Genomic DNA, 26,196 nt, shown 5'->3' with positions numbered 1-26,196 from the left:
ATAATATATATAATAATTTACTAGAAATATATAATAATAAACAGAATAGAAATAATGTTATACAGAAGAAAATATATGTAGACAAATACAGAATAGAAGATAAGCTGGAATATATTATGAATAAACTTAAGTATGAAAATGTAAACAGCTTTTATGAAATTATAGAAAATTGTGAATGTAAATTAGAGTGTGTTGTAACTTTTTTAGCTTTACTTGAAATGATAAAACAAAGAATGGTTAAAGTATATCAGAGTGATAATTTTAGAAATATATTGATAGAGAGGAGAACGGAAGATGCATAAAGATGAAGGGCTTCAAATTCCATTTATGGATGATATAAAAAAGAATTCTTTGAAATCGGCAATTGAAGCATTATTATTTGCAAGTGGTGAGCCGTTAAGTTTGCAGGAATTAGTAAATCATCTTGAAGAAAAGGACAAGTTAGTTGAAATACTTATTCAAGAGATGATAGAAGAATATGAAGATTTGAGTAGAGGGATAAAAATAATATGTATTAAAGGGAATTATCAGCTAGTCACAAAAGCTGAAAATTCTGATTACATACAAAAACTTTTAAAGAAAAATAAAAGGCAGTCACTCTCCCAAGCGTCAATAGAAAGTTTAGCAATAATAGCATACAAACAACCTATTACAAGAATAGATATAGATGAAATTCGAGGAGTTAAATCAGATAGCGCGATTCAACGATTAATAGAAAAGGAACTTATAAAAGAAGTTGGAAGATTGGAAGTGCCAGGAAGACCAATTCTTTATGGGACAACAGATGAATTTTTAAGACAATTTGAATTAAGTGATTTAAAGCAGCTACCTTCGCTAGATTTATTTGGACAAGAAGATCTGCTTGAAGATAATTTAATTGAAAAGGAAGTAGAGATGGAATAGTTACACTTAAAGACTAATAGGAGAAATAGAAATTGTATAATAAACAAATTATATTTCTCCTATGAATTTTATTAAAGTTTCTGATTAATTAATCAACACTATCATCCTCGCTGGCTAAATGTTCGTCTGTAGTTGTAATGTTTGTTATATTAGTAGTACTATTTGTTTCATTTGTTTTATTTTTATTACACAAATCTTTTATCATACCTTTAACCATGTCGAGTACTTGTGGAACAGTATCAACAATTCTATCATAAGTAGTATCTTGATTAATTGGCAGCATTCTAACACCATCAGATTTTACAACTAAGAATGAAACTGGCTTAACTGAAACACCTGCACCGGAACCACCACCAAATGGAAAAGCTGAACTAGAAATGTCGGAATTCTCATATTGATATTCACTTCCGCCTGAAACAAAACCAAAACTTAATTTTGAGACAGGAACTATGTAGGTGCCATCTTTCGTTTCAATTGCTTCTCCAATTACTTTGTTTACATCAATCATATCTTTAAGATTTTCCATTGTACTAGACATTAAATTTTCAACGTGTTTTTCGCTTGACATAATTACCCCCCTAAAATCAGGGGTCACCTCCCTTGTTTTAATAATATTTTTAGAAATATAATTGTTATATATATAATGTTTGCAAAGGACAAGAAAATTATACTTGAAGTTTCAATTTTTAGTAAAAACCTGTCTTCGAATATTGGGTTAATTTTAATATTATATCTATTTACGTGAAAAGGACGTTTTAGTGTAATATATATAATTGGGTTAAGTTGAGACAATATACCATAAAATATTGCAGTTCTTGCAGCATCATTTAATGAGTAGTCAAGTGATAATTTTATGCGCAATGACGGCTTGAATTTCAAATTTAGATGATATAGGGATTTTATTAAAGAGCTAAAATTAATTTTCTTGTAAAATTTAGAGAAAAATTCACCTTCTTTTTTTACGACCGGTTTGCTATTTCGAGAATCAGTTTTGCTTTTACGCTTTTTTTTTGAGAAAATAGTAATTTTATATAATTTTATATAATAATCTACTGTAGAAAAGTACATACTAAGCTTAATAGGAATAGGAATAAAAAATATTAATAAAATTCCAAAAACAATAAAAAATAATTTCATAAAGTTCCTCCCCAATAGGTATACATCCTAATTATTGACTAATAGAAAAATTTTAAACCTAAAGTTTGATAAAACTAGGTTTAAAAAATTATTTTAAAGGGAAACTAGAACCAAATAGTAAGTTTAGAAGGTGATTAATTATGAGGAAGGGTACTATAAAGATTTCGATATTAATACTAGGCCTTATCTTGACTCAAATATTAAATATTAGTGTAAGTGCTAAAGGGAAGAATGATACAAACTTTAGAGTTAATGCAAGATGTGCGATTGCATTGGACAAAGAAACGGGGGCTGTTTTATTTGAGCAGAATGCTTATGAAATAGTTCCAATGGCAAGCACAACTAAAATACTTACTTCTCTTATTGCTATTGAACATGGCGAGTTAGATAAAAAAGTTACTATAAGTAAAAAAGCAGCAAGTATTAGAGGTTCTACAGTTGGCTATAAAGTAAATGAAGAAATAACTTTACGAGAATTAATCTTTGGACTGATGTTTAAATCAGGAAATGATGCAGCTATTGCAATCGCTGAAGAATTAGGTGGATCTATAGAAGGATTTTCTGAAATTATGAATCATTATGCACGGGGAATAGGAATATTAGATTCACATTTTGAATCACCACATGGACTTGACAGCAGTAATCATTATTCATCAGCTTATGATTTAGCTATACTTACGGCTAAAGGTATGGATTACGAGTTATTTAGGGAAGTTGTAGGAAGTAAATCAATTTCAAAAGATAAATATAATTTTACTAGAGATTATAATAATATCAATAAGATATTATGGAAAATTCCGGGAGCAAATGGCGTTAAAACAGGGTATACAGGCCAAGCCGGAAAGTGTTTAGTATCATCCGTAAATAATAATGGTAAAGATATAATAATTGTTGTTTTAAACTGTCCAGATAGATGGAATGTGACAGATAAAATATATAATCATGTACTAGAAAAAGTTGCTTTTGGAAACCATACGGTAAAAGAATTAGTATAACTATAAATTAAAGCTACCTAAACATTAGGTAGCTTTAATTTATATATGAATATAGGTTAGCAAATTTTTTGGTTAAATATATTATCTAAATTTACTTTTTGTATTCTTTTTCTTATTTCATCTATATCAGTTGTATATAAACCTAAATCTTTCATTCTATTAAAATATACAGATCCTGCAAACGTATATCTGTCCTTTCTTCCTTCTCTAGTCAAAGACTTTTCATTTGCATAAGTTATTATATCTCCAATTGCAATAGAAGATGGTAATATCAAAAGTGGCATTCCCATTGCAAGTTTTACTGCATTATGACCAGCTAAAGTACCTGTACAAATTGCTTCTGTATGGCCGACAAATAAACCGCTTTTCTCACCAGCACAGAATAAATTATCCACACCAGTGACTTTTAGGTCATTAGTTCGTGGTGCTACAGACAAGTATCGTATTGAGTTACCTTTACTTCCTGCATATGGGTCTACATATTTAGCATTTTCTAATCCTTTAATTTTTCTTAGCTTGTACAGTGGGTAGTAAGTAGTCATTAACTTTGCATGTCCTGTATCAAGCAAAATGATATTTTCGGCGAATTCTTTTAAAGCATATTGTTGACATACCTTTGTGCTTAATTTATCATAATTTATATCTTCTTGAGGTATTTTTAAAATAACAACACCTTTAGAGTCGAGCTCGTTTCTAATCTCATCAGATAAACTTTCTTTAGCTAACTTACAAGACCCAGAGAATGCCCCTAATATATCATCGCCTCTTTCTCCTTGAATATCTGGAACGCCACATCGTTCACTAATGCTTATTCTAGGTCCAAATGATGGACACCTTAAGACACACATTGAGCATCCATTCCCATAACGCAAACAATTGCCCATAGGGCCAGTTGTACCAGTGGTTTCTATAAATACATCTCCATCAATATAAGTTCCATCACTTAAATTAACTCCGTTTATTTTTTGTCCATCAAAGCTAATATCATTTACTCTACTTTCCATCATCAAATTGATGCCTAAAGATTTTAGATATTTACTAACTTCCCCTTCAATCATATTTACATTATAAAGGGTGGCATGTTTGTGTCCAGGAAAATCTATATTTCTATGAGTTGATATTCTATCTGTTATTTCAATTAAATCTCCACATCCTAAAGCAATAAGCTCTTCTGCGGCAGTAAAACGTCCATTATTACGCATTATCCCACCGACATTACCAAGGCCAAGTAATAAATCTGTTTTTTCAATTACAGTAACATCTGCACCAGCCTTCTTGCTTGAAATTGCTGCGGCGCAACCAGACCAACCTCCACCAATAATAATAACCTTCATATAAATCTTCTCCCTTCAAAAATATTTCTTGGGTCAGCCTGCTCTTTGCAGAATCTTTTTACTCTATGGCCAGAAAATCTAGAGGTACAAGCGCCACAAATACCTTCACCACAACACATTTTAAAGTTATTGCAGCAAGAAAGAACAACGTCGTTTCTATTGATTTCGTTCAGGTAATTAATTACAGAATAAGTCAAAATATCAGCACCTGCAATATGGATGAACGTTACACCATCTTCGAGAGCATCTTTAATTATGACCTTTGCATGGTCAGAAAGTTGGCCTTTATCTAGTAAAGAATTTTCAGAAGTTTTAATTTTATATTTTTCTAAAAGTTCAGTAGCAAAATTTACATTAAAAGGATCTTTGTCCAGAACAGCCTGTAATTCATTATTTTGAGAAAGTAGTTTACGAATTACAGGCATCATAGGAGCTAGCCCAATACCTCTTGCAAGAATTAAGGCTTTAGTATTATTTTGAGCCAATATATTTTTAATTCCAAAGACGCCATTCCAATAAGGCCCCCTTATTACTATGTTTTCATTAGCTTTTGTGTTTAGTAATTTAGCAGTTTTTATTCCTCTAATTTCAACAGCAATTGAAATTATATCATTTTCTATATCGGAATTCATAATTGAAATAGGAATATCAAAATAATGATTATCATCTGTCCTTATAAATATATAGCTTCCAGGCTTAACTAAATCCAAAACTAACTTATGTGGTGCTTTGAATTTAATAATAATCAGATTATTATTATTATTATTTATTACTTCCTCTACATTGCAGTCAAAAGTCTTGCGTCCTTCCTTTGCTTTATATCCGTTATTATGAAGTTCTTGATAAATACAAACTCCCTTCCAATTTAAACAGTCGCAAAATACTTGACCTTGACATTGAGAACAAATTAAACATTGTCCATATTCTGCAAGTTTACAGGGGCAGTATTCAGTTCCAGCATCTATACAATCAATAGCTTCTTTTACCATTTTCTCTCCTAAGATAAAATTGCTTCTAATAATAGATTATTTCAAAAGACTTATTTTGCTACAAAAATAGCTTATTAAAATTAGTTAGAATATAATTTTATATTTTATTTATATTTTAATTGTCATATTTTGAGGGTTCCTTTGAAAAAATGAAATTAGAGCAAATTAGAATCTTGTTATGTTGCATATAAAGAGAGCTTACTTATCTATATTTGATATTAAAAATTAATAGCAATAAGGTAGTAATTTAGATAAATGGTTTTCAAATTAAATCTTAAAGCTGAGTTGATTTAATAAATTGTCAAAAATATTAAAAATTTTATAAGTAAAAGATAAAATAGATAATTTGAAATGACGAAGTATAGATAGTATTATATTTATGGCTTAGTATATGTTGATATGAATTTCTCAGATGCAAATTAAAATCATAATGAAGTAAATATATAAAAACAAAGCTAATTATTTATTTCATCAATAATTTTAATAATGCAAGTAAATAATAAAAGTAGATTAAATTTTATTACACGAAATGAAAAAAATAAGGAGTTATAATAATGACTAAAAACGAAAAACAAAAGAAATTGACTTTAATTACATTAATACTAATGATTTTCACTTCTGTCTTTGGATTTGCAAATATGCCTAGATCCTTTTATCTTATGGGTTATGGAGCAATTCCATGGTTCATCCTAGGTGGAATAACATATTTCATTCCATTTGCATTCATGATGGCAGAATATGGATCAGCTTTTAAAAATGAAAAAGGTGGAATTTATTCTTGGATGGAGAAATCTGTAGGTCCTAAATTCGCATTTATGGGAGTTTTTATGTGGTATGCTTCATATGTAGTTTGGATGATAAATATATGTTCAGTTATTTGGATACCATTATCAAATACAATCTTCGGAGTAGATACTACATCAAAGTGGGGAATAGCTGGTTTGAATTCAACTCAAGTGCTAGGAATACTTGGTGTTATGTGGGTGTACGCAACATTTACAATATCAAAAAGAGGAATAAGTAAGATAACTAAAATAACATCAGTTGGTGGGATGGCAGTTGCGATTTTAAATATAGTTCTTATAATAGGGGCAATTATTGTATTTGCACTCAATAAGGGACAATTTAGAGAACCTATTACATCAGCTATGTCATTTGTTAATTCGCCAAATCCGGGCTATCAAACTATCAGTTCGATTTTATCATTTTTGGTTTTTGCTTTATTTGCATATGGTGGCATTGAAGCAGTTAGTGGACTTGTTGATCAAACAGAAAATCCGGAAAAGACATTTCCTAAGGGAATTCTTATAGCAGCAGCTATAATTTCAGTTGGATACTCTCTTGGGATTTTCTTGATAGGTATATTTACAAATTGGGCTGGAAAATTATCAGGTGAAAATGTAAATATGGGAAACATCGCTTATGTTGTTATGAACAACTTAGGGTATACAATTGGAGAATCACTTGGGCTAAGTGTTGATATAGCAACACAAATGGGAAATTGGCTTGCTAGGTTTGTTGGATTATCCATGTTTTTAGCATTAACGGGAGCATTTTTTACACTATCATATGCACCACTAAAACAATTAATCGAAGGTACTCCTGCAAAACTGTGGCCTGGAAAGATGTCTGTTATTGATGAAAATGAAATGCCAATAAATGCGATGAAAATTCAGACTTTTATAGTAGCAGTTATGGTAATATTTATTTCAATGGGGGGAAGCAGCGCGAAAGTATTTTTTAGATTATTAGTGGATATGACAAATGTTGCAATGACTTTACCATATTTATTTTTGTCTATTTCGTATATTTCATTTAGAAAAAAGGATAACATAAAGAAACCTTTCTTAATGATAAGGAATAAAAAAAATGCAGTAGTTGTAGGAATTATAGTAACTGCTGTGGTTGGCTTTGCGAACATATTTACTATCATAGAACCAGCTTTAAATGGAAATTATAGTTCAGCAATAGCTATGATTGCAGGACCAATATTATTTATCATCCTGGCGTCTTTAATTTATGGAAGTAGTGAAAAGAGAAAATAAATAATGATTTATAGAATAACTAGAGTGATTTTGACTCTAGTTATTTTTTATGGATTGATAAAAGATGTACGATCATTCGTTATATTAATTGGAGATATAAATATATTCAAAGTTTTTAAAGTAGTTTCCGTTAATTGGATTTTTAAGAAAATCTTAAGAAATAATAAAGAAGTTTTTAGTTGATTACCTATTTATTATTTAATATAATTTAAGTGTACTACTTGAAATAGTACACTTAATACAAATAGGAGGATGAAATATGAAAAAATCTACTGTTGTAGTGATAATTGGAGTATTTATTATACTCACAGCTTTTCTTGGAATGAGTGAAGAACTGATGTATAAGAAACAAAAACACTTTAATACTGCTAGTGAGCTGTTAGAACAAATGAAAGATAAACCACTTGTAGGAAGTAAAGATAATGGAGAAATAACGCAAACAAATGATTTGAAAGAATGTTTTTCAGAAAGGAAGAGACTAACAGATTTAAATTTTCATTACGGGAAAATTGATATTAAGAGAATTTATGATCTAAATGATAAGCAAAAGAAATCTATTTTAAATGAATATGAAATCCTTAGAAATAATTTTTCTAAACGACATCCAATCACAATTGAAGAGCCAATTAGATTAAATGTTGATGCATATCATTATATGTATACTGGTCAAGGAAAGTTGAAATATAACGACCCACAAAAAATTACCATTGATTTGGTACTTGTTGATGAAGGGGAAGGCTTAGTTATAGATTATATTAAGGAATATAACACTGATAGATTTGACGAAGAAGGCAACGCTGATGCTTAGAGTAGATCCGAGGAGTAGCACTCCTATTTATGAACAAATTGAATTTGGTATAAAGGAACTAATATTAAAAGGTGCATTAAAAGGTGGAGAAAAATTACCATCTGTCAGAGAATTATCATCAATTTTAACTATCAATCCAAATACGATAAGTAAAGCATATGGAGAACTTGAAAGAGAAGGGGTAATTGAAACTCTACGTGGAAAGGGGACTTTCATAACAAATAATTATAAAGGGAAAGTAGATGAGAAGAAAATGGAGTACATTTCAGGGGAATTAAAAAAGCTTATACTTGAAGCTAGTTATGGGGGAATTAGTAAGGAAGAATTTATGAAAATGACACTTCAGATATTTTCTGAATTAGGGGTGAGTGATAATGATAGAAGTAAATAATCTCTCTTTCGAAATTGAGGGGAAACAAATCCTAAAAAATATAAACTTGAAAATAAAGGAAGGGAAGATATTTGGCATAATAGGACCAAATGGAGTTGGTAAGACGACGTTACTAAGGTGCTTAACTGGAATATATTCTTCTCCGTCAGGATGCATAATTTATGATGAACAAGAAGTTTACGATAATATTGAAGTTAAAAGTAAAATTGGGTATGTGGCAGATGAAAATATAATGCAAACTAATTTCAAAGTAAGCGACATATTAAAATATTATAGATATTCATATAAGGATTTTAATGAAGAAAAATTTAATGAGTTGAATAGAACATTTAATATCCCATTAAATAAATATATTTTTCAACTTTCTAAAGGAATGAAGATGAGGCTTTCAATAGTTCTTGCATTTTCAATTAATGCAAAATATTTAATACTAGATGAACCTACATCAGGCTTAGACGCAATACTAAAAAATAAGCTTCTTAAGATATTTATAGATGAGGTTATTGAGAATAATACAACAATTATAATAAGTTCACATCATTTAAATGAACTTGAGAGAATCTGTGATGATGTTGCTATTTTAGATGATGGTATAATTACCTATGAAAACTCGGTAGAGAATATGAAAAATAAAATACGAAAAATACAAGTAGCATTTAATGAGCCTGTTTATGAGGAAGACTTAGATTTAAAAGGAATCTTTAAAATAAATAAAGTTGGTAGAGTGTTTACTATAATAACAGATGAGTATGACCAAAATTTTGTGAAAAGTTTAAGGAAATTCAATCCATTGTTTATTGAGGAAATTGATCTTAGCCTAGAGGATGTTTTTATATATAAAGTTGACAAGGAGGAGAACTATGAAAAAGTATTTAAATAAGGGATTATTATATGCATGGTTCAACTCTGCAAAAGCACCTATTGGAATTGGCATTTTTGTATGGGGTATTATTGCAAACATGATTATAAAAAGAAACTTATCCATGGTAAAAAATGAGATAGCAAATAATTTCGATAATTATTATCATGCTACTGGATTATATGAATATATAATGTTAGGGGTAATATTTATAGGCATTTATTCTATGGCAAAAGGGATTAATAAAAGGAATACTGAAATGTTCTTATCTAGTGGCCCTTATACAAAGAAACAAATTAAATATAACGAATTAATAAGTCTACTAGTTACATTAATATTTTTTGTTATAACCTATGCATATATTGCAACTATGTCTTATATAGGTAATCGAGAATTATTGTATATTGTTGAAGGTTATGAAACTATTATATTGATAGAAATTCTGAAAATAGTTTTGTTTGGTATAATTGGAATCATTTCTATGTTAATTATAGATTCAATGTTCTCAAATTCAGTAATAGGTTTTGTGAGCATGATTTCTATAGTTCCATTTTCTATTTTTATAATATTTATGAAAATAATTAATATTTTAAGATACTTCGGAGTAGGGGATAATTATAGCTTATTAGATAAATTGGAATTAGTTAACCCTAATCAAGAGTTTAGAAGATATTCAAAAATTTTAATTGATGAGATTACAGTAAAAGATATTACTCTTAATAATCTTTCAATTGAAATTGTAGTCACTGCAATCATAATTGTTTCATTGATTATAATATATAATATTGTTCAAAGAAAATTTAGATTAGAGAAATGTAACAAAATATTTTCATCTAAGGTTAATGAGAAAATTATTGTTACCATAATATCAGTAGCTGTAGGTTCATTTGGGGCATTTCTTCTCTTGGAGAATTATATTAACAACCTGCAGCATAAAAATGGGGCACCAGCTTTACTTGGAGAAAATTTTCTTAAAGCATTTGGAGCCGATATAGCATGTATTGCAGTAGTAGCATTCGCTATATATAAAATTCTTAGAAAAATAATAAGAAATTTCGTATAAAGAATAATAAAAAGTCTCTTATATAATATTTATTTCAATCAAAAAAGAACAAAAAATATTAAGATTGAATAGTATATATTAACAAAAGAATAGGAGATGATAAACATGTCTAGACGTTCAAAAGATTGTTGCTGTTGTAAATGTACTCCATGTTGCCAATGCCAACCTAGCTGCTGTAATAGCTGTGGTTGTGGCTGTGGTGGATATGGTGGCGGTGGCTACGGTGGTGGTTTCGGAGGAGGCCTCGGTGGAGGTTTCGGAGGAGGCTGCGGTGGCTTTGGAGGCTGCGGAAGCTGGCTTTGGATCTTATTAATTTTATTCCTTGGTGGCGGAGCAGGTTGCGGAGGATTTTTCTGGTAATTTGATTAATCTTAAGGAATCAACTGTATAGTGGCCTTATAATTAGATGATAGAAACGCTGTAATCAGCGTTTCTATTATCTTTTATGCATAAATAATAATATTCTGAAAGTTGTATTATACTATTTAAAAAGATATAATTTAAATTACGGAAGAGGAATTATTTATATAAAGAACTAAAATTATGGAGTGATTAAAGTTATGGAAGAAAGATTACAGAAATATATGGCTAGTTGTGGTGTTGCATCTAGAAGGAAATGCGAAGAAATTATAGCCGAAGGAAAAGTTAAAGTCAATGGGGTTTTAGTAAATGAACCAGGAATTAAAATAGATCCATCAAAAGATATAGTTGAGGTTGATGGTGAAATTATAAAGAAAGAAGAAAATAAAGTATACATAATGCTTAATAAACCAGAAGGGTATATAAGCTCTGTTAAGGATGAAAAAGGCAGGACAACAATTCTAGATATTGTTAAAACAACTGAAAGGATATATCCAATAGGTAGATTGGACTATGATAGCTCAGGATTGATATTATTAACAAATGATGGAGAAATTTATAATAAGATTATTCATCCAAGAGTAGAGCTTATAAAAAAATATATAGCTGTGGTAAAAGGTGAAATCTTAGAGAGAGATATTCAAAAATTTGAAATTGGTATTGATATTGGCGGATATATAACAGCTCCAGCTACAATAAATGTTTTAAGCTATGATAGGAATGTTTCAACAGTAGAAATTGGAATACATGAAGGAAAGAACAGACAAATAAGAAAAATGTGCGCAGCTTTAAATCATGAAGTTTTATCATTAAAGAGAATAGCTGTTGGAGAAATAAAATTAGGTTACTTAAAAAGAGGGGAATATAGAAAGTTAAGTAAAGAAGAACTTGAATATATAAATAATTTATAGAAAATAACAGTAAGTAAATAAAAACTTGCAGATTTTTAATAATTTCTGTGAATAATCAGTTATTTATTGAACATTTGGAGATAAGATGATAGAATTAAATTAATATTATTCAAAGTGATAACAGGAAGGCAAAAGATGGACGAAATAAATAACGAAAATAGTAAAGATTTGATGAGATTAATTCAAGGGAAATTTATTAGGTTAAGTAAAGGGCAAAAACTAATAGCAGAGTACATATTAAAAAATTATGACAAAGCTGCATTTATGACAGCAGCAAAGCTTGGAATTTCAGTAGGAGTATCTGAATCAACAGTAGTTAGATTTGCAAACGAGCTGGGATTTTCAGGTTATCCTAAGTTACAAAAGGCATTGCAAGAACTTATAAAAAATAAGCTGACTACAGTTCAAAGGCTAGAACTTAGAAATGATTATTTTTCGGATGGAGACGCTTTAAAGGGTGTTCTTAAAGCAGATATGGAAAATATAAGAGCAACTTTAGAAAAAATAAATCAAAATACATTTGAAGACGTTGTAAGAAGCATATTTGATGCAAAAAGAATTTACATCATAGGCCTTAGAAGTTCAACAGCTATTGCTGAATTTTTAGGATTTTATCTTAATATAATACTTCAAAATGTCAAAATTGTAAGCTATGGGATATCCGATGTATTCGAGCAGATGATAAATGTAGGTGATGGGGATCTAGTAATTGGAATTGGTTTTCCTAGATATGCAGCCAAGACAATAGATGTTTTAGAATTTGCTCAAGATAGGGGTGCAAAAGTAGTAGCACTTACAGATAGTTTATTATCGCCACTAGCATCAAGATCTGATTATACATTAATAGCACAAAGTAATATGGCATCTTTTGTTGATTCATTAGTTGCACCATTATCAGTAATTAATGCATTGATAATAGCTGTTGGAATGAGAGAAAAAGAAAATATTTCAGACATATTCGGAAATTTAGAACAAATATGGCAAACATATAATGTTTATTCATACAATAATAGAAATGTATCTGATGATTAAACATATATAAAGATAATATAAGTGGTGAGCTGTTCTCGGAAAAATACGAGAACAGCTCACTTTTATAAAATAATCATGTATTATAGTGCTTATTTGTCAGTGGAAGATTATTATTGCTTTATACAATGGAACTCACTAAAGTAAGAATATAAAAAGTTGAAATTTTAAGGAGATAGATTTATGAGTATGTTAGTGAATATGCCTAGAAATGTTGAATATATTATTGACACATTAATCGAAAGTGGATCTGAAGCATTTATCGTGGGCGGTTGTGTTCGTGATATTATTTTAAATAAAGAGCCCAAAGATTGGGATATAACAACTAAAGCTAGACCTGAAGAAGTAATAAGATTATTTGATAAAGTTATTTTAACGGGGTTAAAGCATGGAACTGTAACGGTTGTCCTTGATAGAGAAAATTATGAGGTGACGACCTACAGAACTGACGGAGAATACGAGGATAACAGACATCCAAAGGAAGTAGAGTTTGTAGATTCATTGAAGGAAGATTTAGCAAGGAGAGATTTTACAATAAACGCTATGGCATACAACTATAAAGTGGGATTAATAGATTATTTTGAAGGGGCTAAAGATTTAAAGAATAAAATTATCAAAACAGTAGGTGAACCAGAAAAAAGGTTTAATGAAGATTCTTTAAGAATGCTAAGGGCAGTTAGATTTTCAGCCCAACTTGATTTTAACATTAGTGAAAATGTTCTGTGTTCAATAAAAAAGCTTAAAAATAATATAAAAAATATATCACGAGAAAGAATAAGAGATGAATTCAATAAAATATTACTTTATAACCCAAGAAAAATAGATATTTTAAGAGAATGTGAACTTTTAGAATTCATTATTCCTGAGTTCAAAGGAACTTATAATTTCAATCAAAATAATCCATATCATATACATGATCTTTATAGTCATACTCTATTGTCTATTGAGTCAATAGAGCCGAGTCTATATTTAAGATTAACTATGGCTTTACATGATTTGGGAAAGGTTATTTCTAAAAGAATTGATAAAAAAGGTATTTCACATTATTATGGTCATGGAAAAGAATCAGTGAGATTATCAAAAGAAATACTTAAATCATTAAAATATGATAATAATTCAATAGAAAAAATATTAACACTTATACAGTACCATGATTGTACTTTGAAGAGTAAATTATCAGTAAAAAGAATGTTAAATAAGATTGGTGAGGAACTTTTAAGAGATCTCATAAAAGTTCAAAGAGCAGATATATTAGCTCAAAATCCCGATTATAGATGGGAAAGGCTAGAGAATTTAGCTGAAGTTGAAGAAAAATTAAATCTAATAATAGCGCAAAAAGAATGTTTTAATCTAAAGGATTTGAAGATCAATGGGGGAGATTTAATAAGTTTAGGATTTGTTAAAGGCAAAGAAATAGGAGAGACATTGCAAAAATTATTAGAGATAGTTATAGAATATCCAGAATTAAATAATCAGCAAGATCTTTTTGAAATAGCAAAAAAGATTAAAGATGAATAATAGATAATAGATAGTAAGAACGGCCAAGTGGTATAGAATTTGTTTTTTTAGTGGATTATTATGTAAAATGAAGAAGGTACAATAATTGTTTGGTGATAAAAAACAAATTTACCTTCTTTATTCATTTTTTGTTTTTTTATTAAGCATATTAATATAATGTATAAAAAGTTAGTAGACTAGATTTCAACCTTTACATATTATGTAAAAGACAGTATAATCAATTGTGTAAATACATGGTAAAATAAAAAAATATACTATAATTTAAAAAAATGGATTATATATGAAAATATTACTGATTCAATACTTTTCATTTAAGTGAAAATGTTGTACAATAAGTATAATTGCGCCATCAGTAAATTATGTGGAAATTATTAAATGCAATGTTTAATAAGAGTATATTTACTGTAACAATAAAGGGAGAGAAAAGATAATGGATAATGTTATTAACTACATGGAAATATGGGTAAGGGAATATATGGAGGTTTTGATTGAAAAAATCGATGGTTGTCAATGTGATAAATGTAAAAGAGATATTTACACATTAGCTTTAAATAATCTTAAGCCATACTATGTTGCTACACCTTTAGGTAAAATAATGGCTAAGCTAGAAAGTACTAAACAACAAGTAGAAACGGATATTATAGTACAAGTTACTAAAGCGATTAATAAAGTTAGTATCAACCCTAATCATGATAGATAACAAACCCAAATAGGTATATTTAATTAAGATAGTAATTAGTCATATGAAGAAATTGTAAGTGTAATTTCTTCATAGGGAAATGATACAGTAAACTATCTTAATTAATAAAATCCCTTACCAATTACCACTTGAACCGCCGCCACCTGAAGAACCACCGCCGAACCCTCCAAATCCACCTCCTCCAGACGAACCGCCTCTTGGACCATTACCTCTAAAAAAACTACTCCAAAACATAAAATGTAATAGTGAATAAGATATTCTTCCTTTATTAAAAATAATATCTAAAAGAAATAAACTAATTAATATGCCTCCAAAAATTTTCCCAATTGTATTATTAACTACTGTAGTTGAATTTGGTAAAGATATATTTAACGACTTATCTAGAGTGACATTATATTCTTTAGCAATATAATCGCAAAAAGTACTATAAGAATTAAGAAGACCTTCTCCAAATTGATTTTTAACAAAGTATGGTTTGGCGAGTGATTCCATAACTCTATTACTGAGAACATCAGGTATTGCTCCCTCAAGTCCACGCCCCACTTCTACTCGCCATGCTTTATCATTTAATGATAAAAGAATAAGTAACCCGTTATCTTTACCTTTCTGCCCAATTCCCCAGTTTCTAAAAAGATTAAGAGAATAATCTTCAATGGGAATTTTATTTGTAGAATTTACTATTACTACAACAACTTGTGCTCCTGTTTTGTCTTCTAATTCTTTTCCGATAGAAATTATAGAATTCAACTCCGATTGACTAATTACTTTACAATAATCATTTACATATTTTAATGTTGTAGGAGAAGGAATGTTAGTTTCAGCTTTTACTTCATAACAAAAAAATGATGTTATTAAAAGAAGAAAACATATAAAACAATATATACGTTTATTTTTAAACGTCTCTATCATTTAGTGAAATCCACTGAAGGAACGTCTTTTGCACCTTCACTTGCTTTATAAAGTGGTTTTTCTTGAAACCCAAATATTGATGAAATTATATTAATAGGGAATTTTCTTCTTTTAGTATTGTAATTTGTTACAGCTGTATTATAATCTTGCCTCGCAATAGCAATTCTATTTTCTGTTCCCTCTAACTGAACTGATAAATCTCTAAAATTTTGATTTGACTTTAATTCGGGATAATTTTCAACTATAGCTAATAATCTTGAGAGAGAGCCAGAAAGTTGAGTATCAGCAGTAGCTTGCTCTTGTACATTTGTAGCGCCTGCAAGTTTACTTCTAGCATTTGCTATGTCTGTAAATATAGTTTTTTCTTGAGCAGCATAACCCTTAACAGTATTAACTAGATTGGGAATTAAATCAGATCTTCTTTGTAATTGTGTATCGATATTTGAAGCAGCAGAATTTGTTGTTTGCTCTAAAGATACTAATTGATTATATCCACTAACAGGAATACCAATAATAATTAAGATTCCAATTACAATAATTGCAATTTTCATACCTTTATTCATAAATAAACCTCCTTTTGATACTATTTTTATTATGTGCAAAAATAGATTTTATATTATTTTATTTAAACATAGTTTTTCAAAATAAATTTGTTTATAATATTATTTACATAGTAAATTAATAAGTTATAGAAGGAGTAATAATATGTATACAGCAGATTATTTTGTTAAAAACTTAAATATGACTGCTCATCCAGAAGGGGGTTATTACAAGGAGGTTTATGCATCTGATGAAAACATTCCTGTAAGAGGAACAACCTCTGAATCTACAGAAATTAGAAGGCTGTGGACGAGCATATATTTTTTATTAAGAGACGGTGAGGTTTCAAATTTTCATAGATTAAAATCAGATGAAATGTGGTATTACCATTCTGGTTCACCATTAACAATCTATATGATTAATCCAGAAGGGGAGCTCATTATAGAACAGCTTGGCTTAAATATTGAAAAAGGTGAGAAACCTCAAGTATTGGTGCCAAAAAACTATATATTTGGTTCCGCAATGAATAATAAAGGATATGCTTTAGTAGGATGTATGGTTTCGCCTGGATTTGAATTTAAAGATTTTGAATTGTTTGAAAAAATATACTTGTTGGAAAAATATCCCCAATATAAAGAATTAATTTTAAAGCTTACAAAATAATTATTGATTATTTTACATGCGTTGATTGAAAAAATAGTAAAATAGAAGAAAATTAAAAATAGGTGATTAATATGATATATACACTAAAAAATGATATACTCGTTGAAGAATCAATTGATAACATCAGCCAAAACGGTGAAAGGTCTTTTATTTGTAAAATAACATTTGCTCAACTTTCACAATATGCAGAAAAATTATCTATAAATGAAAAAATACTTTTTGAATGTTTAAATGGCAAAACGTCAAAGTTTGAAAGTTATGAAGGCTTTGATTATATCTCAATAAAGATTCCAAATGTAAAAGATGTTTTAAAGCCATCTAAAAAAGTCTGTATTTTTTTTACAAAAAGTATTCTTGTATTTATAGGCGATAATTTTCACATTATTGATGATATCATCTCAAGGGCTAAAAGTGGGGAAGTGAAATTTACAAGTCTTAGTAAGATATTATATTACTTTTTCGATAAACTTACATTTGAGGATACAGCTTGGATTGAAAAGATTGAATATGAAATTGCAGAACTTGAGGAGGGATTAATAACTTCTAAAAAAGACAATTATTTAAACAAAATAATTATTCTAAGGAAGAAGCTTTTGAAATTAAAAAGATATTATGAGCGGCTCATAAATATTGCAGAATCAATTGAAGAAAATGATAACGGATTAATTGAAAAAAAGATAATAAAATATTTCAGAATGTTTACTAATAGAACGAATCGTCTATATCAAGGAGTAAATAATTTAAGGGATTATGTTACACAAGTTAGAGAAGCATATCAAGCTCAAGTGGATATAAATCAAAATAACTTAATGAAATTATTTACTGTTGTTACAACAATATTCTTACCACTTACTCTTATAGTAGGCTGGTATGGAATGAATTTTAATATGCCTGAATATAGTTGGAGCTATAGTTACCCAGTTGTTATATTCGTAAGTATTTGTATAGTTGTTTTATGTATTCTTTGGTTCAAAAAAAATAAATGGTTTTAATTCATTATATGAATTATCTAATTAAAATATAGATTTCAGATATTGATTACGAATGTGGTTTTCAAGTTGTATCAGAAGAAATTAGTAAATTGGCTGAAAAATCAGAAGTTACATAATTATTTGAAATAAGAATGTATATTTTAAACAGAAAAGGTACCTAAAAGTAAACTTTAATAGTTAGCTTTTAGGTACTTTTTCAATTTATAATATAAAAAATGATGCTGCAATTATTAAATATACAGCAAGGAGCTGCACTCCTTCCAGCCAATTGGATTCTCCATCATTAGATACTCTGTTAGCTATTAACACTGCGACTATCAATGCAATTAATTCAAATTCATTAAATATAATGCTCATTGGAGTAAAGAGTAAACTTAAAAATACTAAAACTGGGGCAACAAATAGTATAATTTGTAAACTTGATCCAATAGCTATCTCGATAGCAACATCCATCTTATTTTTCATTGCCATTACAACAGATGTACTATGTTCGGCAGCATTTCCTATGATTGGTATTAAGATTATACCCACAAAAAATTCACTAAGTCCAAAGCTTTCAGTAATAGATTCTATGCCGCTTACTAAAAACTCACTTTCTATTGCTATTAATACTGTTGCGGCAACTAATACTAATATAGCTTTTCTCAATGTCCATTTTGCCGTAGCACCTTCATCTTCGTGATCGACTGAATAAATATCTTTATGAGTAAAGAAAGAAAAGATTAAGCTTAATATGTATATTACAAACATTATTATAGCAACAATAATGCTTAATCCTTCATATTTTGTGTTTAGAAGTGAGGAATCAACAGTATGTGTAAATAATGCAGGCACACACAAGCCAACTACGGCAAATAAAAGCATGCTAGAAGAAACTTCCACAACTTTTTTGTTAAAAGTCTGGGTTTTATGTTTTAAGCCACCTGCAAGCATGCTTGCTCCAAGAACTAAAAGAATATTTCCTATCACTGAACCAGCTATGGAAGATTTAACAACTTCAAATAGGCCTTCCTTAAGAGCAAAAAAAGATATTATTAATTCTGTAGCATTTCCGAAAGTACCATTTAAAAAGCCTCCTATTTTAGGGCCAGAATAAAATGAAATTTCTTCTGTTGCCTCTCCCATGAGTCCTGCTAAAGGAATTATCGACAATGCTGCAAGTATAAACATAATTGATGGAGACACATGCATAAATTCTGCAATAATGCTTATTGGAATAAAAATAAGCATATACTTTAATGGTTTCATAAAATAATTATCCTCCTTAATTTACTGTGTACTTAATTCTATAACTTAATTATGAATTTTAAAAAAGTTGAAATCAAATATTAATATGCGCTTAACTAATAATTTGGCGATATATAATATTATAATTTATAAAACTTAATTATGCTATATTTTGCTAGTTATTTCAATAAATAATAACTGAATTATAATTTTTTTTCAAACTATTTTTAGAATTTAAATTATATGGTATATTATTAATAAGAAAATATTGTATAATAAAATAATAAATTGCTTATTATTTATTACGCTTAATTTAAAGATTAGGTTTGAACTGATTAGGAATTTTAAAATTAATAATAACTAAGGAGGTACTAGAATGGCAGTAAAAATGTTGCATACGTGTATAAGAGTTAAAAATTTAGAGGAATCTTTAAAATTCTATAGAGATGCTTTGGGACTTATAGAAACTAGAAGAAAAGATTTTCCTGAACATAAATTCACTCTTGTCTATCTATCAAATGAAATTGGTGGATATGAAATTGAGCTTACTTATAATTATGGAGTGGAGAAGTATGATATTGGAAATGGATTTAGTCATACTGCAATAGGTATTGAAAACTTAGAAGAAATGAGAGAAAAACATATTGAAATGGGATATGAAGTTACTCCACTAAAGGGCTTGCCAGGAGAAAAACCGGGATATTACTTTGTAACTGACCCAGATGGATATATGGTAGAAGTAATAAGAAAATAGTAAGTATTTTATTGAGTAAATAGTAATATATAATATAAGTTGAGTTTATAAGCTAGTTAAGAGTTAGAGAGATTGTTTTGTTTTAAAGCAATCTCTTTTGAAATTTACAGAATATGAGGCGTATGTATCGTTGTATAAGTGCTTGTGATATAATTTATTCATAGATTAAAGTAAAGAGGTATAGTTATGGAGAAAAGGAAAAACACATATATATTTGTTGGGGTTGGCATAGTGGTTATTCCGTTTATTTTAAGCGTAATAGCATTTTTCATATATAATAACAAACATAAACCCGAAAATAGATTAATTGAATATGTCAACTTAATTAATGCTAAAGATTATGAAAAAATGTATGAATTAACAGATGCTGAGACCAAACAAAAGTTATCAAAAGACGACTTTGTTACGAGAAATAAAAACATTTATGAAGGGATTAAAGCAGGTAATTTAAAAGTAACAATTAAAAATATTGAGAAGAATGGAAGTCAGGCTACTGTAACTTATGATACAAGCATGGATACAATATGTGGTGAGTTTGAATTTATGAATAGCATAACTATGATAAAGGATCTTGGAAAAGATTATTTTATAAATTGGAATTCAAAAACGATTTTCCCGGATCTAACTGATAATGATAAGATTAGAGTAAAAACAATAAAAGCTAAAAGAGGGGATATTTTAGACCGAAATGGTGTAAAGCTTGCAACTGATTCTGTTGCATCTAATGTTGGGATTGTTCCAGGAAATTTAGGGTCTGATAAGGATAAATCAATAAATGATATTGCTAAGTTGCTAGAAATATCAGTAGATTATATAAACAGCCAATTGAATGCATCTTATGTAAAGCCAGATATGTTTGTACCTATAAAGACTATACCAGCAGGGGATGCAAGAATTCCAAGTTTACTTAAGATTTCCGGTGTTAAAATTAATGATAAGGATGCAAGAATATACCCATTTGGTGAACAAGCCGCACATTTGACGGGATATATCCAACAAATAAATGCTGATGATTTAGATAAGCATAAAGATGAAGAATATAATGAAAATTCTATGATTGGAAAGTCTGGCCTAGAAAAAACTTTTGAAGATACACTTAGAGGAATTGATGGGGTAGAAATATACATTCAAAATAAAGAAGGAGAAAAAAAGAAGTCCCTATTAACTAAGGAAGTTAAAGATGGTTCTGATTTAAAATTAACAATTGATAGTAATATGCAAAGTATATTATATAATGAACTTTCAAAGGAAAAAGGAGCATCAGTTGCTATGAATCCTAGCACAGGGGAAGTATTAGCATTGGTAAGTACTCCATCATATAATCCTAATGATTTTATTTTGGGTATATCTAACGATAAATGGAATAGCTTGAATAATGATCCTAATAAGCCTTTATATAATAGATTTCAAGCAATTTCGGTGCCGGGTTCATCATTTAAACCAATTACTGCTGCTATAGGAGTTGATACTAAGAAAATTGATCCAAATGCTAATAAAAATATTACAGGTCTTTCATGGAAAAAGAATAGTAGCTGGGGAAATTATTCTGTTACAAGAGTAAGTGATTATGGAGGCCCTTCAAATCTTTCAAATGCACTTGTTTATTCAGATAATATATATTTCGCACAAGCAGCATTAGACATAGGTAAAGATACATTTAAAGAGAAATTAAATAATTTTGGATTTTCTGATAAAATACCTTTTGAATATCCTTTATTTAATTCACAATTCTCAAGTGATGGGAATTTTAAGACAGAAATACAGCTTGCAGATAGCGGATACGGACAAGCTGAAGTTTTAATAAATCCAGTACACCTGGCATCAATATATACAATGTTTCAAAATAACGGTAATATTCTGACTCCGTATCTTGTTTATAAGGATACTCCAGAAAGTGAAATATGGAAGGAAAGTGCTGTATCAAAAGATTCAGCAGATACTGTATTGCAAGATTTAGTTCAAGTTGTAGAAAATCCGAGGGGTACAGGGCATCAAGCATATACAGCAGGTTTAACTATAGCTGGTAAAACCGGTACTGCTGAAATAAAGACTTCACAAACTGATAAAAACGGAACTGAACTTGGTTGGTTTGTAGGTATGACAACAAATAAAGCACCTAATAATTTGTTAGTTGTAATGATGGTTGAAGATGTAAAGGATAAGGGAGGAAGTCATTATGTAGTCCCTAAAGTTAAGAAAGCATTAGAAACTGTAAAATAATATAATATTTATCTATGAAAATTTTGGGGAAATTAGTTCTAAAAATTATATAGATTATTATTAAGAGGTTGAATTCATTTTTTATCCTAATACTTTTAATAAGATAAAAAATGGATTAACCTCTTTTATATTTTTTAATGCATTTTTGAGATGAAATTACGTATAAAATTAAAATTCACGTTCGAAAATACTAACTTTCTCATGATTTTTAAAATCATCAACAGAGTGAATATCAAGTTTTTCAAGCACTTGGTCAAGTAATCTGCTATGAATAGGTACTTTTATTGCCGAGTTATAAGCAAAGTCATTAGCAGCTTCTCTTCCTTGTTCTGGTGGAATGAGTGCTTTTGGACCGCCAACACATCCGCCAACGCAGCCCATACCTTCTAAGAAATTCGCATCTATATTTCTTTTTAAAGCATTATCTAAGAGTTCCTTACATTCTTTAACGCCTGAAGCATATGCAGATTTAAAGTGTTGGGATTTTTCGGGGTAGAGCTCCTCAATAGTATCAGCAACTGCAGTTGAAACACCACCACTTCGAGCATACAATCTTCCACCTCTTGAAGCATATTCAATTGAAGGAACGCCTTCAAGTTTACTTGGTTCAATATCCAAAGCTCTTAATACATCATCAAGTTCTTGGAAAGTTAATACAAAATCTACAGCGTCATTTAAATCTTTTTCCTTAGCTTCTGCTTTTTTAGCAATACATGGACCTATAAAAACAACTTTAGCATTTTCATTTAGTCTTTTAATCATTCTTGCAGCAGCAACCATTGGTGAGACAGACGGAGATAACTCTGGAACGAGCTCTTTATATACCTTTTTTAACATTCCTATCCATATAGGGCAGCAACAAGAGGTGATAAAAAAATCGTCTGGTCCACTAACGTGTTTATCAAATTCTACTGCTTCTTTAATTGTTAAAGCATCAGCAGCAAAGGCAACTTCTACCATGTCAGTAAAACCAATTTTAATAAGTGCAGATCTTATTTGATCCATTGTCACCTCATCTCCAAATTGTCCTGTTATTGCAGGAGCCACAGCCGCAAAAACATGTTCATTATTTTTTATTAAATCTAAAACGGGTAGGAAATAAACCTTATCTAAAATTAACCCTTCTTTACAAGAGTCTACACATTTTCCACATTGTAAACAGCGATCATTATCTATGTAAGCATTCTTTACTTTTTTATCGTATATTATAGAATCAAAAGGACATGCTGCTTGACAACTGTATTTTCCATTTTCATCTTTAATACAAGATTCAGGGCATCCTTTAATTTTATCAAGCAATCTTGTCTCAACAGTATAATCAGTTATTGCTTTCTTTAAATTATATACATAATTATTATCAAACTCTAAATCAACTCCACATAAAGACTTAATGATGTTAAAGGTTTCTTGAGGTGATTTTTTATGACATACCATAATGCGTTTAAGAGTTTCGTCAAAATTGCCGTTATAGTATGATTTAACCAATTCATCAAATAAATCACTATATTTATTATTCATAAGATACCTCCATTGTATAAATTATAGTATTTATATATTATTATATATACAAAAGCAAATATAATACTCAAATTAAAAACTGCAAATAATAATTTCTTCGAGAGGTTGATAATAGAAATTTATAGAGTCTGCAAATCGAAATAAAATAGTTAATTAAACTATTAAATTAATTAGGAAACTTAATTATATTAACTTACATCATAGAGAAATAATAAATTAAATAAAAATAAATTAATATTATTAAAAATAATAAGGAAATCACTAATTTATGTAGAAATAAAACGAAAAATAGAATATAATTATGCAATAGATGTAAACGTATAGATTTATAAGTTTATTCCAATCAAGGAGATGATAAAATGTTTATATATATATTAAATTTATTAAACGATGGTTTGAAGAAAATAAAAGAAAGTAATTGTGAACGTTCAACTAGCGCAATTATAAATGATACAAAATATATTTCTCAATTAGCTTGTATAAAAAAAGGGTTAGATTTTGTAGAAGTAAATGCTAGGATTGCTGAGGTTATTCAAATTTTAAGTAAATATAATTTGACTGGTGGAGAGAAGTTAGATATTTTAGGTAAGCTTGTAAAAAATAAAAGTAATAATTGGATTTTTGAAAAACTAAATAGTAAAATGAGTTTAGAAGAAAATTCAGAATTTAATTTATATACATTAATTAATAATGTGACGCCATTTGAAAATCGCGCTGATAATATTTTTAATATAGGAATAGAGGAGAATGCTGTTGATAATAATCGATGTTTACCTTCATATCTTAATGACTTTAGAGCTGGAGCTAACTTAAAGTTAATAAATAAAAAATATAACAATCCTAAAGAGAATAAGAATTCAACTGACGTGTATTCTAGGATAGTAAGCTCTAATAGAGGACAAGAAAAACTATATGATTTAACTAAAAGAATCAGACAAGCCAGATATGAGAAAGATAAAGAAACTAGGATAATTAGTGATAGATATTATGAAGGTTTTATCACAGATTCTGAAGGGAGTTTAATCAAAATAACAATTTAAAAAGGAGCAACTAAAAATAGATGCTCCTTTTATATATAATGAAATTATGCTTGATTCACTGAACCGAATAATTCCATTTTTTCTTTAACTGTAGCTTTAATAGCTTCGAATCCAGGATTTAATAACTTTCTTGGATCAAATCCTTTTCCTTCTAAATCTTTTCCAGCTTCAATATATTTTCTTGTAGCTTCTTGGAATGATAATTGACATTCAGTGTTAACGTTGATTTTAGCTACTCCAAGAGATATAGCTTCCTTAATCATATCTTCAGGAATTCCAGTACCACCATGTAATACTAATGGCATAGAAGTTCCAACAGCTTCTTCTATTTTAGCTAATGCATCAAAATCTAATCCAGCCCAGTTTGCAGGGTATTTACCGTGAATGTTTCCAATTCCAGCAGCTAACATTGTAACTCCTAAATCAGCAATTTGCTTACATTCATTTGCATCAGCAACTTCACCTTTACCGATGATTCCGTCTTCTTCTCCACCGATTGAACCAACTTCTGCTTCTAAAGAAAGACCTTTTTCATTAGCTACAGCAACTAATTCTCTAGTCTTTTCAATATTTTCAGCTATTGGATAGTGAGATCCATCAAACATGATTGATGAGAATCCAGCTTCAATACATTTATAACATTCGTCATAAGTACCATGATCTAAGTGTAATGCTACTGGAACAGTAATTTTTAATTCTTCAATCATAGCATTAACCATAGCTGATACAGTCTTAAATCCAGTCATGTACTTTCCAGCACCTGCAGATACACCTAATATAACTGGTGAATTGTTTTCTTGTGCAGTTAATAATACAGCTTTAGTCCATTCTAAGTTGTTGATGTTGAATTGACCAACCGCGTATTTTCCTTCTCTAGCTTTGTTTAACATTTCTTTAGCTGATGTTAACATTTTACGACCTCCGTATACTTGTATATTTATTATAAAAACTATAATATCTCAAGAAAACCTATTATTACATTTTTCATACTAAGTTTCCTTTTTCAATTTAATTATACTCTAAAATTTACTATATGAAAACATAAAATTGAAAATTATGCTCTTATTGTGTAAATTAATAAGTATTGTTTACAATAACAATATGAAAATAATCAGCCATATGATTATAAGAATAGTATTCTCAATATTATTAATATTTATGACAATAAACAATTTAAATATATTTTTACGAAAATGAGCATTAATCTGGCTTGATATATGTTTTATAATTATTACGAATTTATTTATTTAAAGGATTAAGTTATCATTGCTACATAATAAATCTGTAAGAT

Annotated in this window: 27 protein-coding genes; 18 read left to right on the top strand and 9 right to left on the bottom strand. The window is 29.0% G+C overall.

The window, feature by feature from the left end:
• Positions 1-302 (top strand): segregation/condensation protein A (locus CLCHR_RS19430; protein WP_169896851.1); only part of this gene is annotated, 302 nt, incomplete at its 5' end.
• Positions 295-903 (top strand): SMC-Scp complex subunit ScpB, encoded by a 609-nt coding sequence (gene scpB / locus CLCHR_RS19425; RefSeq protein WP_079441571.1) that lies wholly within the window; start codon positions 295-297, stop codon positions 901-903. The genes CLCHR_RS19430 and scpB, both read left to right, overlap by 8 nt.
• A gap of 88 nt (positions 904-991) precedes the next feature.
• On the opposite strand, the gene ytfJ is transcribed toward scpB, so the two are convergent.
• On the bottom strand, positions 992-1,471 hold the full coding sequence (gene ytfJ, locus CLCHR_RS19420; RefSeq protein WP_079441570.1) for a GerW family sporulation protein: 480 nt from the start codon (positions 1,469-1,471) through the stop codon (positions 992-994).
• 23 nt (positions 1,472-1,494) lie between these two features.
• On the bottom strand, positions 1,495-2,040 hold the full coding sequence (locus CLCHR_RS19415) for a DUF2953 domain-containing protein (protein WP_079441569.1): 546 nt from the start codon (positions 2,038-2,040) through the stop codon (positions 1,495-1,497).
• A gap of 140 nt (positions 2,041-2,180) precedes the next feature.
• On the opposite strand from CLCHR_RS19415, the gene CLCHR_RS19410 reads away from it, so the two are divergent.
• Positions 2,181-3,035: a D-alanyl-D-alanine carboxypeptidase family protein gene (locus CLCHR_RS19410; RefSeq protein WP_079441568.1), complete on the top strand. Its 855-nt coding sequence runs from the start codon at positions 2,181-2,183 to the stop codon at positions 3,033-3,035.
• Positions 3,036-3,091: 56 nt separating this feature from the next.
• On the opposite strand, the gene CLCHR_RS19405 is transcribed toward CLCHR_RS19410, so the two are convergent.
• Together CLCHR_RS19405 and CLCHR_RS19400 are read right to left on the bottom strand one after the other, a co-directional pair.
• Positions 3,092-4,369 carry an FAD-dependent oxidoreductase gene (locus CLCHR_RS19405; RefSeq protein ID WP_079441567.1) on the bottom strand — a complete coding sequence of 426 codons (1,278 nt, stop codon included), beginning with the start codon at positions 4,367-4,369 and terminating at the stop codon, positions 3,092-3,094.
• On the bottom strand, positions 4,366-5,358 hold the full coding sequence (locus CLCHR_RS19400; protein WP_079441566.1) for a sulfide/dihydroorotate dehydrogenase-like FAD/NAD-binding protein: 993 nt from the start codon (positions 5,356-5,358) through the stop codon (positions 4,366-4,368). The genes CLCHR_RS19405 and CLCHR_RS19400 overlap by 4 nt, the downstream gene beginning before the upstream one ends.
• Positions 5,359-5,912: 554 nt before the next feature.
• Between CLCHR_RS19400 and yjeM the strand changes: the two genes are divergently transcribed.
• The 10 genes from yjeM to CLCHR_RS19345 all read left to right on the top strand — a co-directional run bounded on the left by yjeM (position 5,913) and on the right by CLCHR_RS19345 (position 15,042).
• On the top strand, positions 5,913-7,403 hold the full coding sequence (yjeM, locus tag CLCHR_RS19395) for a glutamate/gamma-aminobutyrate family transporter YjeM (protein ID WP_079441565.1): 1,491 nt from the start codon (positions 5,913-5,915) through the stop codon (positions 7,401-7,403).
• Between the two features lie 259 nt (positions 7,404-7,662).
• Complete coding sequence (locus tag CLCHR_RS19385) at positions 7,663-8,211, top strand: hypothetical protein (RefSeq protein WP_079441563.1); 549 nt, start codon at positions 7,663-7,665, stop codon at positions 8,209-8,211.
• Positions 8,204-8,602 (top strand): GntR family transcriptional regulator, encoded by a 399-nt coding sequence (locus CLCHR_RS19380; RefSeq protein WP_079441562.1) that lies wholly within the window; start codon positions 8,204-8,206, stop codon positions 8,600-8,602. Before CLCHR_RS19385 ends, CLCHR_RS19380 begins: the two co-directional genes overlap by 8 nt.
• Positions 8,586-9,482: an ABC transporter ATP-binding protein gene (locus CLCHR_RS19375; protein ID WP_079441561.1), complete on the top strand. Its 897-nt coding sequence runs from the start codon at positions 8,586-8,588 to the stop codon at positions 9,480-9,482. Before CLCHR_RS19380 ends, CLCHR_RS19375 begins: the two co-directional genes overlap by 17 nt.
• Positions 9,463-10,524 carry a hypothetical protein gene (locus tag CLCHR_RS19370; RefSeq protein WP_079441560.1) on the top strand — a complete coding sequence of 354 codons (1,062 nt, stop codon included), beginning with the start codon at positions 9,463-9,465 and terminating at the stop codon, positions 10,522-10,524. Before CLCHR_RS19375 ends, CLCHR_RS19370 begins: the two co-directional genes overlap by 20 nt.
• 105 nt (positions 10,525-10,629) lie before the next feature.
• On the top strand, positions 10,630-10,884 hold the full coding sequence (locus CLCHR_RS19365) for a ground-like protein (RefSeq protein WP_079441559.1): 255 nt from the start codon (positions 10,630-10,632) through the stop codon (positions 10,882-10,884).
• 200 nt (positions 10,885-11,084) lie between these two features.
• Positions 11,085-11,795: a pseudouridine synthase gene (locus CLCHR_RS19360; RefSeq protein ID WP_079441558.1), complete on the top strand. Its 711-nt coding sequence runs from the start codon at positions 11,085-11,087 to the stop codon at positions 11,793-11,795.
• A gap of 135 nt (positions 11,796-11,930) precedes the next feature.
• Entirely contained in the window at positions 11,931-12,827 is an 897-nt protein-coding gene (locus CLCHR_RS19355; protein ID WP_079441557.1) for a MurR/RpiR family transcriptional regulator, read from the top strand.
• Between the two features lie 180 nt (positions 12,828-13,007).
• On the top strand, positions 13,008-14,342 hold the full coding sequence (locus CLCHR_RS19350; RefSeq protein ID WP_079441556.1) for a CCA tRNA nucleotidyltransferase: 1,335 nt from the start codon (positions 13,008-13,010) through the stop codon (positions 14,340-14,342).
• A 430-nt stretch (positions 14,343-14,772) separates the two neighbouring features.
• Positions 14,773-15,042 carry a late competence development ComFB family protein gene (locus CLCHR_RS19345; RefSeq protein WP_079441555.1) on the top strand — a complete coding sequence of 90 codons (270 nt, stop codon included), beginning with the start codon at positions 14,773-14,775 and terminating at the stop codon, positions 15,040-15,042.
• 114 nt (positions 15,043-15,156) lie between these two features.
• Here CLCHR_RS19345 and CLCHR_RS19340 read toward each other — a convergent pair whose 3' ends face one another.
• Together CLCHR_RS19340 and CLCHR_RS19335 are read right to left on the bottom strand one after the other, a co-directional pair.
• Positions 15,157-15,951: a TPM domain-containing protein gene (locus CLCHR_RS19340; protein WP_079441554.1), complete on the bottom strand. Its 795-nt coding sequence runs from the start codon at positions 15,949-15,951 to the stop codon at positions 15,157-15,159.
• Positions 15,948-16,514: a LemA family protein gene (locus CLCHR_RS19335; RefSeq protein ID WP_079441553.1), complete on the bottom strand. Its 567-nt coding sequence runs from the start codon at positions 16,512-16,514 to the stop codon at positions 15,948-15,950. Before CLCHR_RS19335 ends, CLCHR_RS19340 begins: the two co-directional genes overlap by 4 nt.
• Positions 16,515-16,656: 142 nt before the next feature.
• Between CLCHR_RS19335 and CLCHR_RS19330 the strand changes: the two genes are divergently transcribed.
• Positions 16,657-17,154: a cupin domain-containing protein gene (locus tag CLCHR_RS19330; protein ID WP_079441552.1), complete on the top strand. Its 498-nt coding sequence runs from the start codon at positions 16,657-16,659 to the stop codon at positions 17,152-17,154.
• A 71-nt stretch (positions 17,155-17,225) separates the two neighbouring features.
• Complete coding sequence (locus CLCHR_RS19325; RefSeq protein WP_079441551.1) at positions 17,226-18,146, top strand: magnesium transporter CorA family protein; 921 nt, start codon at positions 17,226-17,228, stop codon at positions 18,144-18,146.
• A gap of 201 nt (positions 18,147-18,347) precedes the next feature.
• Here CLCHR_RS19325 and cax read toward each other — a convergent pair whose 3' ends face one another.
• Positions 18,348-19,394 (bottom strand): calcium/proton exchanger, encoded by a 1,047-nt coding sequence (gene cax, locus CLCHR_RS19320; RefSeq protein ID WP_079441550.1) that lies wholly within the window; start codon positions 19,392-19,394, stop codon positions 18,348-18,350.
• Between the two features lie 355 nt (positions 19,395-19,749).
• Here cax and gloA point away from each other — a divergent pair, with 355 nt between their 5' ends.
• On the top strand, positions 19,750-20,127 hold the full coding sequence (gene gloA, locus CLCHR_RS19315; RefSeq protein WP_079441549.1) for a lactoylglutathione lyase: 378 nt from the start codon (positions 19,750-19,752) through the stop codon (positions 20,125-20,127).
• Between the two features lie 186 nt (positions 20,128-20,313).
• A complete protein-coding gene (locus tag CLCHR_RS19310; RefSeq protein ID WP_079441548.1) occupies positions 20,314-22,347 on the top strand; it encodes a penicillin-binding transpeptidase domain-containing protein in 2,034 nt (677 codons plus the stop codon).
• 168 nt (positions 22,348-22,515) lie between these two features.
• Here CLCHR_RS19310 and CLCHR_RS19305 read toward each other — a convergent pair whose 3' ends face one another.
• Positions 22,516-23,865: a [Fe-Fe] hydrogenase large subunit C-terminal domain-containing protein gene (locus CLCHR_RS19305; RefSeq protein ID WP_079441547.1), complete on the bottom strand. Its 1,350-nt coding sequence runs from the start codon at positions 23,863-23,865 to the stop codon at positions 22,516-22,518.
• Positions 23,866-24,224: 359 nt separating this feature from the next.
• Between CLCHR_RS19305 and CLCHR_RS19300 the strand changes: the two genes are divergently transcribed.
• Positions 24,225-24,905: a hypothetical protein gene (locus tag CLCHR_RS19300; RefSeq protein WP_079441546.1), complete on the top strand. Its 681-nt coding sequence runs from the start codon at positions 24,225-24,227 to the stop codon at positions 24,903-24,905.
• A gap of 44 nt (positions 24,906-24,949) precedes the next feature.
• On the opposite strand, the gene fba is transcribed toward CLCHR_RS19300, so the two are convergent.
• Positions 24,950-25,816, bottom strand: a complete 867-nt coding sequence (gene fba, locus CLCHR_RS19295; protein WP_079441545.1) for a class II fructose-1,6-bisphosphate aldolase — start codon at positions 25,814-25,816, stop codon at positions 24,950-24,952.
• Positions 25,817-26,196 lie beyond the last annotated feature (380 nt).

This window comes from Clostridium chromiireducens, assembly GCF_002029255.1.
Classification (GTDB): Bacteria; Bacillota; Clostridia; order Clostridiales; family Clostridiaceae; genus Clostridium; species Clostridium chromiireducens.
The sequence above is the reverse complement of the archived record's forward strand: the minus strand, read 5'-3'. Positions and strand labels throughout refer to the sequence as shown.